Here is a 14,649-nt window from a genome sequence, read left to right on the forward strand (position 1 = left end):
TACCGAAGCAGCCTTCCGATATCGCGCCTGTCTGATGAGACCTTGGCCAAGGCCATGCCACACGCTGCTTTTTCGGCAATCTTAGTTGTTCCAAGGGGTCGGACAATGCGGCTGGAAAACTTGGTCTTTGCGTTGAATGCAACAACCATCGGCCTCGTCGGGAGCGCTCCCGCTCACTTTCCGGCGAGTTTTTGGGCCAGCAGGAAGCCGGATCCGGCGCCAACACCTGCTCCCGGCCAGACGGACGCGCCGACCAGATGAAGATTGCGGACGGGGGTGCTGCCGTTGGCGCGACCCGCTGCCGGACGAAAAAGAAAGTTCTGCGCCAGATGGTGGCTACCGCCCAGACCGTCGCCCCCGACTAGGTTGACATTCATTGCCTGCAGGTCGAGCGGCGAAAAGACCGCGCGCGCCATTATCGTTTCCGTAAACCCAGGTGCGTGCTTTTCAATGATGGCAACGACGCGGTCCGCGTAGGCTTCCTTGGCCAAACGCCAGTCGCGTGAATCGATAGTGCCGGCTTCGTCGCCTTCGATGATCTTCGGAAGCATGCGCACCTGGATCCAAAGGATGTGATTGCCATCGGGAGCCCGGCCGGGGTCGATCGCGGTCGTCTGGCCGACCACGAGCACCGGCTCCGCCGGCATGAGGCCGGCGACCGCCTGCTGGTAGACACGCGCCATTTGGTCAAGCGAGGGTGCTATGTGCACGTAGGCAAAACGGCGAAGCTCCTCGCCGGCGCGCCAATTCGGGAGCTCCTTCGTCGCGAGATGCACCATCAAGGTGCCTGGCGCATGTCTGAACTTGCCCATGGCCTGGTCGAAGCCAGCATCGCCTAAACTGCCGCCGAGCAATCCAAGCAGCGCGGAAGGCGTGACGCCGGCGATGACGACCTTGGAGGCGATCACCTGCTCGCCAGATGCAAGCGCAATGCCGGTCGCGCGATTGCCGCTGATACTGATCGACGCGACATCGGCATTGGTACGGATGACGCCACCCGCCGAGGTGATCAGCGCTTCCATCGCCTTGATCATGGTGTCGGCGCCGCCTTTGCCCAACACCATTCCAAAAGCCTGGCCGGCCATGGATTCCAGATAAGGGAAAATCGCTCCGCCGGGAACGTCTGGAGCAAAATCCAGATGCATTCCCCAGGCTGCCATGGTCGCTCGCACTTCGGGGCTCTCGAAGGTTTGATCCAGCCACTCACGAGAGGAGGAGAGCAGGAACCGCAACATCTCGAGCGAACCTCGCACTCCCTTGGCACGCCAAATTGCCCACACAGTTGCCGTCAGCCCCCAGGCCGTCATCGGCGATCCAAGCAGGCGTAGGAGCGGCCCAGAGTCTTTCGGGAACCGCTCGGCGAGCCGGCGCCATTGTTCGGCATCGCGGTGCGAGAGATTTGCGAGCCGTGATAGATTCCGGTCTAGGTCGCTGCTGACACCGAACCACTTGTCATTCGGGAAGACGCTGGCGAAGCAATCAGCTGCAGGCGCAAAGGCAAGGCCTGCCACGGCGAGCTTCTCCTGATAGGCGCGGTAGAAGGCAGAACCGGCGAAAAGGTTCAGGTTCATCGCGCCGAGATCGTGCCGATAGCCAGGAAGTGTGAGTTCCTCGGTCCGCACCGCGCCGCCGCAGACTGCGTTGCGCTCGAACACCCCAACCCTCCAGCCGCGTTGCGCGAGATGCGCCGCACAGGCCAGCGCGTTGTGGCCGCCGCCTACGAGGATTGCGTCAAAGCTCGTCATTCCTGTCCTCCTTGCGGCAACCTCACATTGCCCATACCGCTCTCACGGCCAACTTTGGCTCGATGGTTCCGAGTTTCACCGCGTTGATTGGAACAACTGCCGCAAAAGCGTCCATCGATGCAGATATCTTTGGAAGGTCCTGTTCAGGACAGCCGAGATGCGGAGCCGCCAGGCACACGCGGATGCGGTGCCAGCGGTCCAGTCGGTGATCATGACGACAAGGTCCGAAGAAACGCATACGGCCATCCGCTGATTACGGCGGCCTTCACTGCCCTTAACTCGGTATCGGGCCGTCCAGTATTAGCCGATGATTCCGGTCGGCGGCGTCATGAACTCCGAGGAGCGACTGATGGCCGAGCCAGCGCTGCCCCGAAGTTCACCACCATCTTGTCCGTCTGCGCCACAATCATTCTCCGCCGTTTTCGAGCAGATATGCGTTCACCGTGTCTTCGGTGCGCCTGTTGTGGGCATGAAGAAGATCCAGCGTTTTCGCGAGGTCTCGGTCTAAGGCTGCCTTCATGATGGCTTCATGCTCCATCATGCCGTCGCGGATCGTTCCCTCCAGGGTTACCGAAAGCGCGATGTAGCGTTCGATATGGTCGAACACAGAAGCCGTAAGCTGCAGCAGTGTTGGCGATTCGCATCCGGAAACGAGGGCGCTGTGGAATGACCGGTGTGCTGCACTCCACTCACCCTCCATGGTCGTTTCGGAGGACTTGCGCAGGCTGGCGAGGCGATGAAACGCGCCCACCAGCTTGACCTCCCATTCGATCGATCCGTGCTCAAGCGCCCAAGTCACGGCGGTCACGTCGAGGGCCGTGCGGACGCGCGCGACATCGTCAAAATGGGCTTTAGATAGGGGCGCCACGCGAAATCCCCTGTTGGCCTCGAATACCACCAGGCCTTCAGCAACAAGTTGCATCAAAGCTTCCCGAAGCGGACTCGCTCCGAAGCCAAAACGTGCCTTTAGTTCATCGAGTACCAGCCGCGAACCAGGCTTCAACACACAGCGTATTATGTTGCCGCGCAACACATCGACCAATTGGTCGGACCCAAGATCGTCTCTAAACGCCATGGTCACCGACTTCATTGTAGCGGGCTTTCGTGCTGTTCAATCGTGCAGACCGCTGATTCACTGCAGCCAACAGCAGCCGTACGCTTGCGCACAACAGCGCTCCCAATGTGGGATGAGATGAGGTCGTAAAGTTCGCTCGGGGAATAATGCGAGCGCTGGACGACAATTCCATTGTTTGCAAGGGCATCCTGAAGCGCGGACGAGAGTGCATGCAGCGCACAGCCGCCACCCTCACCCATGCCCTTGGCGCCGTTGTACGTGAAGGGCGAAGGCGACTCCATGTTGCCCAGCTTGACCCGCGGCATGTTCATGATGGTGATAGGCGTGTAATCGCTGAAAGTGGCCGTAAGCAGGTTGCCGTTTTCGTCGTAGCGCAAGCTTTCCATCAGCGCCGCGCCAATCCCGTGGGCGATGGCGCCGTTGACCTGCCCTCTCACGATCGTGTGGTTTATCACTCGTCCGCAATCGTCCATCGCCGCATAGTCCAGGATACGCACGGCCGACGTCAACTGATCGATCTCGACGACCACGACATGCAGTTGCGCGGCATAGGTCAGCGTCAGGTTGCCGTATTTTCGATCCAGGTCCGGAATCTCGAAGGGCGGACGGTAGACGTGCTTGCAGGCAAGCGTGAGGTGCCCCGCTTCCTTCGGCAGCGTACCGCCTTCCAGGTAGAGGCGCGCCCACAATTGCCCGAAGGTGAGCGCGGTCGACCCGTCTTCGGTCATCACCACCGGCTGGCCGTCGACGGTCCCGACCTTGAGTCCGGCGACATCATTGCCCGTCACGATCGAAGCCAGCTCGACCAGTTCGGCCCTCAGCTTGTCCACCGCGCCATGCACAGCCGACAGCGAGCTGACCACGAACTGGCTCGCATAGGTGCCAGAAAAAGGCGTGTGAACGTCGCGCTGCGTGTCAAATCCGCTTTCGACATGAACGAATTCGAGTGGGATGCCCAGTTCGGCAGCCACCACCTGGGCCGCCACGGTTTCGTGGCTCTGGCCTTGCGGCACCGACCCCATCGCTACGTTCACCATGCCCCCGCCGTCAATACGGACCCCTGCCCCTTCTGAATTGCCCGAGAAGGGCGAATAGGGCGTGATGATTTTGGACTGGCCGAAATTGTTGGTGCCGGAATCGAGCGTCGTGCCGATGCCGATGCCGATCAGCTTGCCCTCGGCGCGCATCGTCTTCTGCTTCGCACGCCATTCGTCCCATCCGACAAGCGCCTTGGCGGATTCCAGCATTTTCGCATAGTCGCCGCTGTCGTAGACGCAGCCGTTGGGCGTCGTCCAAGGCATTTCAGGAACGTAGTTGCGCCGACGAATCTCATCGGCAGGGATACCGAGCTGATGACCGCAGATGTCCACCACGCGCTCAAGGAACCAGATATGCTGCATGCGCGAGTAACCGCGATTGGAGCCGGTAGGACATTTGTTGGTGGACACCTGGCTGAAATCGATGCGCAGGTTCTGGAGTCGATAGTTGCCTGGCGCGACCTGGGACCAGATCACGCCGCCTAACGGCTCGTAGCGCGGATAGGCACCACCGTCGTCTATATGCGTCGAGTCGATAGCAAGGATGACGCCGTTCTCGTCGAGCGCAACACGTGTGTTCAGAAAAGTACGGTCGCTGCCATGTGAGCTGCTGACGAGATGCTCGCTGCGCGTCTCCGCCCACTTCACCGATCGACCGCCGACCTTCCGCGAGGCGATCGCCGCTAAGGTCATGTAAGTGAAGATGCCCTGCCTGACACCGAAGGCCCCGCCGATGTCGCGTGTCCTGATGCGGATCTTCTCCGGCGGCAGCCCGAGGACAGGCGCAATGTATTGCTGCGTGATACCGGGCTGCATCAGACCGGTCAGAAAATCGACGCCGTCATCCCGATCCCATCGCGCGATCACGCCGCAGCATTCGAGCGGCGTGCTCGAGAAACGATGGAAATAGAGCTTGTCAATGTCGATGACGTGGGCCGCTGAGGCAAATGCTCCATCGACGTCACCCCAGTCGAACTTCCCGCGCCAGACCAGATTCGTACCGGACTCCTGATGTATCACCACATTGTCAGTGATCGCGTCTTCGACGTCGATGACCACCGGCAGCGGTTCGTATTCGATATGCACCAACTCGCCTGCGTCGACCCCAATTTCGGGTGAGCGGGCGACGATGCAAACAACGGGCTCGCCTTGGAATTTCACCGTTTCGACAGCAATGCCATAGTCGATGATCGGCCCAAGCGGACCTTGCGAAAACTCCTGATACGGAACCGTCAGCGCCTTGACGTCTTCACCCGTGAAGGCGGTAACGACACCTTCCATTGCTAGCGCAGCCGCAAGGTCAATCGAAATAATATTCGCGTGTGCGTAAGGTGATCTTACAAAAACAAGATGAAGATGACTTACCGAATGGTCATCGTCAACGAAGCGTCCGGTACCCCTGACCAGCCGTGCATCTTCGCGCCGCTCAAAACTATTCATCAACTACACCATTGCCTTGCGAATTCGGACCATGCTGAAGCCATTTGGGGATCGAGGCCAAGGTCGACGATATGAGCGTGTCATAGCAAATTATGCGAGTCAACCACGATCTGTGGTGTTTTCTCCAATTTTGCAAATCATCGATGATTTTTCATATTGACGTTAAAATGAGGAAATGGTCCTGTGCGCGAAAGTGCAAGCTGGAGTATCGGCATGACCGAGTCAGAATTACCTGTCATCGTTGTCGGGGGCGGGCCGGTCGGGCTGCTGACGGCGCTTGGGCTGCGCCATTACGGCGTTCCCGTGCGCGTCTTCGAAGCTAGCGCAGGTCCCTCGACCATGACGAAGGCTGGAACGATCCTGCCTCGGACACTCGAAATCATGCGGCGCTATGGGGCCGTGAACAATATCGTCGGCGCAGCCATCCGCGTCGAGCAAATAGGCGAGCTCAAGCGCAGCACCGGCGAGTTGACCTTGTCCCTGCGAACGGGACTAGTCGATGCCGAAACCCGCTTTCCATTCTTCGCAAACCTGCCACAGCACCAGTTGGAACCACTGCTGACAAAGACGCTGACCGAGCGGACGAACCCGCAGGTTATCTCATACGACCACAAGCTGATCGAGTATCGGCAGGATGCTGACGGCGTGGTTGCGACCTTCCAAACCGATGCGGGTTTGGTTGAGGTCAGGGGTGCTTATCTCCTGGCCTGCGACGGAGGGCGCAGCACGGCACGGGCACAAGTGGGCGTAGAGGTCGAAGGCACGTCCCTCGATTTGCGATATACGCTCATCGACCTCGACGTCGACCTCGATGTCTCCAATCCACGGGACTACCCCTATCTCACCTATTTCTCCGATCCGAAGGAGTGGATGATCCTTGTGCGCCAGCCACATGGTTGGCGCTTCATCTTTCCGGCGGCACAGGACGCGCCCCAGCCAACGCCCGAAGACCTGAAGGCCCGCGTCGTCCAGTTCATCGGCAATGTCGACAGAGCGGTCATTCTGGAAAGCGCAAATTACCGTGTGCATCATCGGGTCGCGACGAGCTGGCGCGACGGTCGGGTCTTCCTGATGGGTGATGCCGCCCACCTGCTGACGCCGATGTGGGCACTCGGCCTGAACACTGGCGCCACCGACGCGCACAACCTGCCTTGGCGCCTCGCCTGGGTACACAAGGGTCTTGCGCCCGAGTCGCTGCTCGACGGCTACGAGCAGGAGCAGAAGACTATCGCCGTCAAGGGCGCCGGCGAAATGGCGGAAGCCGCGCGGCATCTTATGGATGCCAGGGGCGATGCCACTGACGTGATGTCCGGCTCGGACTGGGCCAATGTATATACGCGTTCATTGCTTGGCATGCGTCTCGACGTCAACGGCACCGGCTCATGGTCGATGGCCTGCACCGAGCTTGCCCCCGCATGCGTCGGCGAGCGGCTCCCCGACTTCCGCCTGCAGGGTCCGGACGGCCAACCGATGCGGGCTCATGATCTGATCGATGGGAACTTCCTCGCGCTCCATTTCTGCGATGCCCGCCGCCGGCTGGATATGCCCGCCGATGACGGTGAGCGCCTTCGCCATTTCGCGGTTTCGCGTTGGGACATCCCCGCGTCAGACCCTCTTCGCGCCCGCATGGTGCTTGATATCGGCGACGCATTCCGCACGCGGCTGGGGGTTGGAGACGGGACCGTGGTGCTGATCCGACCGGACGACCATATCGTCCTGATCTGCAGCGAGGGAACCTTTCGCGACGAAGCTGCGAAGGCCATGCCCGCCCGCCCGCTACAGAAGGACTAGGACAGCATGGCTATCGTACTGGACACGCATACCCATCTCGTACCGGTGCAATCGCGCCATCTCTCGGGCGTGCGAGGCATCGAATGGGATGCGGCTACCGAAAAGCTTCTGGTCGACGGCAAGACGATCGGCATGAAGCACCTTTTCCGGCCCTCGGCGCTCATCGACTGGATGGATCGGTTCTCCATTGGCCACGCCTGGGTCTCGCCGCCGCCGCCACTGTTCAGGCCGCAACTGGACGCTGGAGCGACCGGCGAATGGGCGCGCGCTCTGACGGCAGGCCTTGACGAGATCGTCGAACCCATGCGGGACCGGCTGTCATCGGTCTGCTTCCTGCCGATCGAGCATCCGCGCGAGGCTGAGCGCATCGCAACCGAGAGGCTGGCGGCTGGCAAGAAGCTGTTCACCGCCTCGACGGGCGGTCCGGACGTCTTCCTCTCCCAGGCCGAGTATGACGGCTTGTGGGGCGTTCTGTCCGACGGCGGCGCGCTGCTCTTCCTGCATCCGGGCGAGAGCCACGACCAGCGGCTGGAACCCTTCTACCTCACCAACCTGCTCGGTAACCCGCAGGAAACCGGCATCGCGGTCGCTCACATGGTCTTTTCCGATGTGCTCGCGCGCTTCGATGGCATGACGGTGCTCTTGTCACATGGCGGCGGCACGGTGCCATCGCTTGCGGGACGGTGGGAGCAAGGCTTCCGCACCAACCGTCCTGGCGTCAATACGAACATCGCGCCGCCAAGCGCTCAGCTGCAGCACTTCCACGCCGATTGCGTTACCCACTCCAACGCTACGCTAGCATCGGCCAGGGACGTGTTTGGGCGCGGCAACATCGTCTTCGGTTCAGACTGGCCCTTTCCGATGGGCCTGCTGGAACCCGACACGCAACTTGCTGGCAGCGATCCCGCCGATATCTTCGGCTCGAACACTCGGAGACTGCTCGACGCTTTTCGCTAGCGCAAGCGGGGCCTCCCACGGCCACCCCGGGCCATGTCAAAGTCATGCTTTGCCGAAAGTCTCTTGCCACCCTGGGATGCGCGCACCAGACACACCGGGCGAGACTACTACGTGAGATCCAGCGTAGTGGACCAACCCCTGCCGGCGCTTTTGACCGTCGGCTTACCGCGGGCGCCCTTGCGGGCCGCGCCTTCTTCTGATCCGAACAGCTGGGTCACGAGCTTGTCGAGCGTGCGCATGTGATGCTGGCGCAGCAACACGACCGCTTCCTCAGTCTGCCGGTCGAGCGCAGCCTGCACCAAACCCTCATGCTCGGAGATGTCGTCGCGCGGCTGGTCGGTGATACCAACCGAAATGGCAATATAGCGCTCGACCTGGTCGAACAACCCCGAGTGAAACGATCTTAGAAGTTCCGAGCCGCAGGCCGAGATCAGGGCGGAATGGAAGGCCCGGTGCGCAGTGCGCCAGTCGTCGGACGAACTTGCCGAAGGGACGGCCGTCTTCGAGAAGCGCTTGAGCCGATGCAAGGCGCCAACGAGTGAGGACTCCCACTCCACGCCGCCCTGGTCGATTGACCATCCCAAACAGAGGACCTCGATCTCGGTTCGAACGTGCATCACGTCCATCAGATGATCCTTGGAGATAGGCACGACTCGGAAACCCTTGTTGGGCTCTAGAAGGACGAGCCCTTCGGACTCCAGGCGCATCAGCGCCTCCCGAAGCGGACTGGCCCCCACGCCGTATCGAAGACGCAATTCATCCAGACGCAGTCGAGCGTTGGGCTTGAACTGGGAGGTGACGATATCCTTGCGCAGGCTCTCGTAAGCCTGGAATGCAAGGGAGACATCACTCGATCCTTTTTTTTTGGCGGCATCCTGCCGCTCTCCATAAACGCAATCGAATGGCGCTCACCTGTGATCGCTTAAGCCGCTTTAGCATCACAGTTGGCCAAAACGCGAGCAAGCAGCGGCATCCATGGATTTCATCCATGATTGCACCATTTACCGACGAGCGCAGCCTCGAGGACAGTCCCACTTCTGCCCAAAGGCAGCGTCCCATGGAGCAACATCTACGTGTGCAATGCGCCTGCCTGATATTTGTGATTGCTGTACCGCTCGCAGCGAAGCCGCCCAGCTCCGCCTGGCGATGATAGGAAGGAGTTCTGGCGCGTTGCTGCGCCTAGGTGGTGGGCCGCTCCGGTCTGGCGCGGTTCTTCATGTGCCGTTCCAGCAGATCCAGCAATGCGACGGCGGCCGATGATAGGCGGCGACCGACGCGTGTGACGATGTTCACTCGTCCAGTGTTCAATTCCGGATTCGAGATCGGCAGCGCAAGCAGTCGGCCCGCCTCCACATAATCGGAAACGCAGCCCAGTGGCATGATGGTTGCGACCGTGCTCGCCGAGGTCACATCTGCTATGAACTGGACGGATGATGCGGTGATCCGCGTATCCAGAAACAAGCCATGAGTAGCCTCGAATTCGGACAGCACATCGCGAATGCGGAACCCGCCTTCAGGCAGGATCAGGGGCTGATTGACGAGATCGCGAATGTCGACTTGGGACGCCGACGCCAGCGAATGGTGCGGCGCGACAATCAGATAGTTTGGCTCGGGGAAACTCGACCGCGACCAGACGCGCGGATCGGTCGGTGCATCCATGACCACGCCGAAATGCGCCATGTCGTCGCGGACCATCGATATCACGGCGCGCGAGGGGGCCGAGACGACATCGATGCGAACGCCGGGCAGCCTTGCCGTGTACTCAGCCACCGCTCGCGCGATAACGACACGCATCAACCCGGTGCCTACGGCAATCCTCAAATGACCGGTGCGCAGTCCCTTGAGGTCGTCGAGGTCTGTGACCAAGGCTTCCTGCTGGGCGAGGCGGTCGCGGTAATATTCGATCAGGCGCTCGCCGGCTGGGGTCAGGAGCACGCGATGCCGGTTCTTCTCGATCAGTTCGATGCCAATTTCCTTCTCCAGCGCGGTGATCTGCCGGCTGATGGAGGACGGCGCCATGTCGAGGAAATCGCTTGCCGCCCGCATCGTGCCGAGGCGCACGGATTCGTAGAGATATCTCAGCCTTTCGGCCGGAAAATCGCGGTAGGTGCCCGATGGCGTCATCTAGGTTCCGTTCGCACGGCCGAACATCGGCCAACGTAGTCGCCCTCCTTCACGCCTGCAACGGCTCGCGTGATGGCGTTCGCACCGTCATTGACACCTTGGCACCCCGTCTTTCGGCAATGCCTGAGAGCAACGCGTGGATATCGCTGGGCGAGTAATGCGACTGGTCGAGCCGCATCCCGGTGGTCGCCACAGCATCCTGCAGAGCAGACGAGATCGCGAAGATCGGACCGCCACCGCCTTCGCCCATGCCTTTGGCGCCGTTATAGGTGAAGGGCGACGGCGATTCACGGTTGCCGTAGTGCAGGTTGGGCATGTTCATGATCGTCAGGGGGCAGTAATCGCTGAAGGTGCTGGTCAGAAGGTTGCCGGCCTCGTCATATTTCAAGCACTCCATCAGAGCGGCGCCGAAGCCATGAGCGGCCGCGCCGACCACCTGGCCCTTGACGATCTGATGGTTGATGACCTTGCCGCAGTCGTCAACGATCGAATAGTCGTGGACATGAATGTTATAGGTGAGCGGATCCAGCTCGATCACGGCGACATGCACCTGCGCAGCGTAGGTGAGGGTCAGGTTGCCAAACTTCTTCTCGATGTCCGGCACCTGGAATGGCGCGCGATAGACATGGCGGCAATTCAGCGAGACATCCATAAGCTCAGGTGGGAGCTCGGCGCTCTGGGCGTTGACGAGGTTCGAGATCCGCGCCAGCGAAACCGACTGCCCATCGGGCGCTGCCACCGAGGCGACGCCTTCGAAGGTCCCTACCCTCAGCGTTTCGGCAGGCTGGCCCAGGAAATAGCTGCCGACTCGCAGCAGTTCCTGCCTTAACTTCTCCACGGCGCCACGGATGGCGCCGAGGCTCGTCACTGCGAATTGCGAGGCATAGGTACCCGAATGGTTGTTGTGCGACATGCGCTCTGAATCGAAGCCGATGGCGACCAGGACCAGATCGGAGGATATGCCCAACTCCTGACCGACAACCTGCGCGGCGATCGTTTCGTGGCTCTGCCCCTGCGGCACCGAGCCGACGGAGACGGTGACTGTGCCGTCCACGCCCAGGCGCACATTGGCCACCTCCGAGTTGCCGGAGAGCGGCGAGTTCGGATTGACGATGCGCGACTGGCCAAAATTGTTGGTGCCGGAATCCAGTGCCGTGCCGATCCCGATTCCGACGATCCGGCCCTCGGCGCGCCAGGCGTCGCGCTTTGTGATCCAATCGTCCCAGCCGATCAGATCCTTCGCCATGTCCAGCATGGCGCCGTAGTCCCCGGAATCGTAGACGCAGCCGTTGGGCGTGGTCCATGGCATTTCGGGGACATAGTTGCGCTTGCGCATGACATCGGGTGCGATGCCCATCTCATGGGCGCAGATGTCGATCACCCGCTCGAGGAACCAGACATTCTGCATTCGCGAAAAGCCGCGGTTGGGTCCCACGGGGCATTTGTTGGTCATTGCCTGACGGAAATCGATACGCAGATTCTGCAATCGGTAGGAGGCCGGGGCGACCTGGCTCCAGATGACCGCGCCGAGTGGCTCGTAGCGTGGATAGGCGCCGCAATCGTCGACATGCCGAGCGTCCACAGCGGTGATCTCGCCATCGGCCGTGAGCGCAACACGGATGTCCAGGAAGGTGCGCTCGTTGCCATGTGCGCTGCCTTGTAGATGCTCGCGTCGCTCCTCGATCCACTTCACTGGGCGATAACCCACCTTGCGCGAGCACAGCGCCGCGATCATCAGATAAGGATAGAGGTTCTGCTTGATGCCGAAGCCGCCGCCGATGTCTTGCGTGCGTATGCGTAGCTGCTCGGGCGAGATTCGCAGCGCGGGTGCGATAAACTTCATCGCCACGCCCGGCTGGATTAGGTTGCACAGCATGTCCACCCGCCCGGTCGGCTCCCAGGTGACGAGACCGGCAAATCCCTCCAGCGGCGTGCTCGAGAAACGGTGGAACTTCAGCCGGTCGATCTCGACGACGACATCGGCGCTGTCAAAGGCGCCGTCCACGTCTCCCCAGTCGAACAGCGAGCCCCAGGTTTGATTGGTCCCGGATTCATCGTGAAGGATTGGCGCATCGACCCCCAGCGAGGCAACTGCATCAACGACGACCGGCAAGGGGTCGTAGTCGACGCGCACGAGTTCAACGCCGTCACTGGCGATGGCGGCGCTTGTCGCCACGACAGCTGCAACGGGCTCCCCTTGAAAGCGCACCCGTTCGGTTGCCATGCAATAGTCGCTGATGCGGCTGGTCGGCTCTGGTGCCATCTGTGGGAAGCGGTTGGTCAGCTCGCGTACTTCCGCGCCGGTTAGGACGCAGACCACCCCCGGCAGCGACTCGGCCCGGCTTGTGTCCATGCCCAATATACGCGCATGCGCATAGGGAGAGCGCACCAGCTTGCAATGAAGTGCGCGTGATCCTTCGTCGTCGACGAAACGGCCACGCCCGCGGATCAAGCGACCGTCCTCGCGCCGCACGATGGGCTTGTCGTCGCTCATGATGACAGATCCTCGTTCGGGCTTTTCGCCCTTGCGGCGCCGAACAGCCCTTTCATCGAGGAGACCGAGCGCTTCATCAGGCCAGCCGAGGCAGCCGGCTCGGGCTGCACGACGCCGAGCTCCTTCTGCACCGCCACGACAAGTGATTTGACCTGACGTCGCGCCAGCGGCAGCAGGATGCCCTGTGCCAGGGAAGCGAGTGTACCGCTGACGGTGCCTTCGCTGGTCCAGCTCACGCGCGAGCCAGCCTCGATTGGCTCGATGACGAAGGTCATGCGCGCATCGATCATGCCCAGCGCATGGCGACCATTGATTGTGTAGACCACGCGTTCGTTTGGCACTGACTCGATACGGCGCGCCGCGACATCGGCTTGCCCCCGGATCTGTGGGACGCCCACTTCGAGGAGTACCCCGAAGCCGTCGCCTTCGACCGAATGCAGTTCCCTGAAATAGGGAAGGATCGGAGCAAAAGTCCGCGGCTCGGTGATGAAGACGAATGTTTCCGCAGGCGACGCCGTCACCTCGAAATTGCCGTCCATGTCAACTTTCATTGTACGGTTTCCTTGAGCTTGACGGCGGCTGCCTTGACCGCCGCGATGATCGGGAGATAGCCGGTGCAGCGGCAGGTATTGCCGCTAAAGGCTTTGCGGATGGCGGCCTCGTCGGGATCGGCATTGACGCTGAGCAGCGCCAGCGCCGACATCAGGAAGCCGGGCGTGCAGAAGCCGCACTGCAACGCATGATTTTCTGCAAAGGATTGCTGCAGGACATGCAGGCCGTCAGGCGTTTCCAGCCCCTCAACCGTGGTGACTTCGGCGCCATCGGCCTGCAGCGCGAGCACCGTGCAGGACTTGGCCGAGCGGCCGTCGACGACCACCGTACAGGCGCCGCAATAGCTGGTATCGCAGCCCACATGCGTACCAGTCAGGCCGGCGTTCTCGCGGATTAGCTCCACCAGGAGGGTCCGCGGCTCGACTTCGAATTGCAGTTGGTGGCCGTTCAGCTTCAGGGCCACACGCATGGTCGGATACTCAGCCATAATATTGATGCGTCTCCACAGCCGGGCGCCCGAGACGGCGTGCCTCGATGATGCCAAATGCGCGTTTAACCAGGCCGCGCGCGAGTTCCCGCTTGTATTCCGCCGTACCCTTTGCGTCGGCGAAGGGCTCGACGAATATCGATGCGGCTTCGGCTACATCTTCGACCAGGTTCTCGGTGGCCTGTCTGCCGGCGGCAATGTCGTTTCCCTCGTCGAAGGCGAGCGCGGTCAGGTCGAGGCAACCGAAGCCCATGCGCAGGCTAGCGATCCGATCGCCATCATAGGCGATCTGCATGGCACAGCTGGCCGTCGGATAGGCCGGCGCGCAACGCTTGAAGGCGACGAATGTGCCGTAGCCCTCCAGCGCCTGGCGGGCTATGGCGACGCGGGTGATCAGTTCGCCGGGCTCCAGGGCAGGTGTGTAAGCGTCTTCCAGCAGTTCGCGCACGCCTTGGACACGCCGGCTGTCGGGGCCTTCGCACAAAACCTGTGCATCGAGCGCAACCAGCAGCGCCGGCCAGCAGCTGCACGGATCAGCCTCGGCCAGTGATCCGCCGATCGTGCCCATGTTGCGAACCTGCGTGTCGGCGATGCCCTGTCCGCAGTCGCGCAGAATGCTGAAGCGTTCAGCGATGTCCGAGCCTGCAATGTCCACATGGGTCGCCAAGGCACCGATCTCGATGGCGTCGTCGCCGAGTGCGATGTCGCGCGCGCCGGAAATTCCGCGCAGGTCAACGAGCAGAGCCGGCTTCAGCAGACGCAGCTTCATCATTGGGATCAGGGTTTGCCCACCAGCGATCGCCTTGGCGTTCGGGTCGGCCGCCAGAACCGCGGAAGCTTCCGAGAAGCTCCCCACCCTGATGAAATTGAATGGCGCGGGATACATGGATTTCCTTTCGGAGAAAGTCTCTGAAATGCTTGAGCGCGTGGAGCGCAGGATTCTGGAA

The 14,649-nt window shown here is 61.3% G+C and carries 11 protein-coding genes and 1 pseudogene; 2 read left to right on the forward strand and 10 right to left on the reverse strand.

The window, feature by feature from the left end; translation table 11 throughout:
• Nucleotides 1–173 precede the first annotated feature (173 nt).
• The 3 genes from AC1DYW_RS30680 to AC1DYW_RS30690 all read right to left on the reverse strand — a co-directional run bounded on the left by AC1DYW_RS30680 (nt 174) and on the right by AC1DYW_RS30690 (nt 5,297).
• Nucleotides 174–1,745: a phytoene desaturase family protein gene (locus AC1DYW_RS30680; protein ID WP_477228668.1), complete on the reverse strand. Its 1,572-nt coding sequence runs from the start codon at nt 1,743–1,745 to the stop codon at nt 174–176.
• 406 nt (nt 1,746–2,151) lie between these two features.
• The gene (locus AC1DYW_RS30685) at nt 2,152–2,835 is read right to left on the reverse strand and encodes a GntR family transcriptional regulator (protein ID WP_477228669.1); all 684 of its coding nucleotides are present in this window, start codon (nt 2,833–2,835) and stop codon (nt 2,152–2,154) included.
• Nucleotides 2,832–5,297, reverse strand: coding sequence for a xanthine dehydrogenase family protein molybdopterin-binding subunit (locus tag AC1DYW_RS30690; protein WP_477228670.1), 2,466 nt, complete (start codon nt 5,295–5,297; stop codon nt 2,832–2,834). Before AC1DYW_RS30690 ends, AC1DYW_RS30685 begins: the two co-directional genes overlap by 4 nt.
• Before the next feature lie 183 nt (nt 5,298–5,480).
• Between AC1DYW_RS30690 and AC1DYW_RS30695 the strand changes: the two genes are divergently transcribed.
• Together AC1DYW_RS30695 and AC1DYW_RS30700 are read left to right on the forward strand one after the other, a co-directional pair.
• On the forward strand, nt 5,481–7,088 hold the full coding sequence (locus AC1DYW_RS30695; RefSeq protein WP_477228671.1) for an FAD-dependent monooxygenase: 1,608 nt from the start codon (nt 5,481–5,483) through the stop codon (nt 7,086–7,088).
• Nucleotides 7,089–7,094: 6 nt separating this feature from the next.
• Nucleotides 7,095–8,045: an amidohydrolase family protein gene (locus AC1DYW_RS30700; protein ID WP_477228672.1), complete on the forward strand. Its 951-nt coding sequence runs from the start codon at nt 7,095–7,097 to the stop codon at nt 8,043–8,045.
• Between the two features lie 107 nt (nt 8,046–8,152).
• Here AC1DYW_RS30700 and AC1DYW_RS30705 read toward each other — a convergent pair whose 3' ends face one another.
• From AC1DYW_RS30705 to AC1DYW_RS30735, 7 genes and pseudogenes are all read right to left on the reverse strand, one after another.
• A complete protein-coding gene (locus AC1DYW_RS30705) occupies nt 8,153–8,671 on the reverse strand; it encodes an FCD domain-containing protein (RefSeq protein WP_477228709.1) in 519 nt (172 codons plus the stop codon).
• 36 nt (nt 8,672–8,707) lie between these two features.
• Nucleotides 8,708–8,863: pseudogene (locus AC1DYW_RS30710) on the reverse strand (GntR family transcriptional regulator); the annotation flags it as partial.
• A 361-nt stretch (nt 8,864–9,224) separates the two neighbouring features.
• Nucleotides 9,225–10,169 (reverse strand): LysR family transcriptional regulator, encoded by a 945-nt coding sequence (locus AC1DYW_RS30715; RefSeq protein ID WP_477228673.1) that lies wholly within the window; start codon nt 10,167–10,169, stop codon nt 9,225–9,227.
• A gap of 49 nt (nt 10,170–10,218) precedes the next feature.
• Nucleotides 10,219–12,663 (reverse strand): xanthine dehydrogenase family protein molybdopterin-binding subunit, encoded by a 2,445-nt coding sequence (locus tag AC1DYW_RS30720; RefSeq protein WP_477228674.1) that lies wholly within the window; start codon nt 12,661–12,663, stop codon nt 10,219–10,221.
• Entirely contained in the window at nt 12,660–13,214 is a 555-nt protein-coding gene (locus AC1DYW_RS30725; RefSeq protein ID WP_477228675.1) for a CoxG family protein, read from the reverse strand. The genes AC1DYW_RS30720 and AC1DYW_RS30725 overlap by 4 nt, the downstream gene beginning before the upstream one ends.
• Nucleotides 13,211–13,702 (reverse strand): (2Fe-2S)-binding protein, encoded by a 492-nt coding sequence (locus tag AC1DYW_RS30730; RefSeq protein WP_441940297.1) that lies wholly within the window; start codon nt 13,700–13,702, stop codon nt 13,211–13,213. The genes AC1DYW_RS30725 and AC1DYW_RS30730 overlap by 4 nt, the downstream gene beginning before the upstream one ends.
• Entirely contained in the window at nt 13,695–14,588 is an 894-nt protein-coding gene (locus AC1DYW_RS30735; RefSeq protein WP_477228676.1) for an FAD binding domain-containing protein, read from the reverse strand. The genes AC1DYW_RS30730 and AC1DYW_RS30735 overlap by 8 nt, the downstream gene beginning before the upstream one ends.
• Between the last annotated feature and the right edge of the window lie 61 nt (nt 14,589–14,649).

This window comes from Mesorhizobium sp. P2_D5 (assembly GCF_056404355.1).

Bases quoted from the DNA above. Each gene is read 5' to 3' on its own strand.
- AC1DYW_RS30680 (WP_477228668.1), bottom strand. From the start codon at position 1,745: ATGACGAGCTTTGACGCAATCCTCGTAGGCGGCGGCCACAACGCGCTG.
- AC1DYW_RS30685 (WP_477228669.1), bottom strand. From the start codon at position 2,835: ATGAAGTCGGTGACCATGGCGTTTAGAGACGATCTTGGGTCCGACCAA.
- AC1DYW_RS30690 (WP_477228670.1), bottom strand. From the start codon at position 5,297: ATGAATAGTTTTGAGCGGCGCGAAGATGCACGGCTGGTCAGGGGTACC.
- AC1DYW_RS30700 (WP_477228672.1), top strand. From the start codon at position 7,095: ATGGCTATCGTACTGGACACGCATACCCATCTCGTACCGGTGCAATCG.
- AC1DYW_RS30705 (WP_477228709.1), bottom strand. From the start codon at position 8,671: ATGGACGTGATGCACGTTCGAACCGAGATCGAGGTCCTCTGTTTGGGA.
- AC1DYW_RS30715 (WP_477228673.1), bottom strand. From the start codon at position 10,169: ATGACGCCATCGGGCACCTACCGCGATTTTCCGGCCGAAAGGCTGAGA.
- AC1DYW_RS30720 (WP_477228674.1), bottom strand. From the start codon at position 12,663: ATGAGCGACGACAAGCCCATCGTGCGGCGCGAGGACGGTCGCTTGATC.
- AC1DYW_RS30725 (WP_477228675.1), bottom strand. From the start codon at position 13,214: ATGAAAGTTGACATGGACGGCAATTTCGAGGTGACGGCGTCGCCTGCG.
- AC1DYW_RS30730 (WP_441940297.1), bottom strand. From the start codon at position 13,702: ATGGCTGAGTATCCGACCATGCGTGTGGCCCTGAAGCTGAACGGCCAC.
- AC1DYW_RS30735 (WP_477228676.1), bottom strand. From the start codon at position 14,588: ATGTATCCCGCGCCATTCAATTTCATCAGGGTGGGGAGCTTCTCGGAA.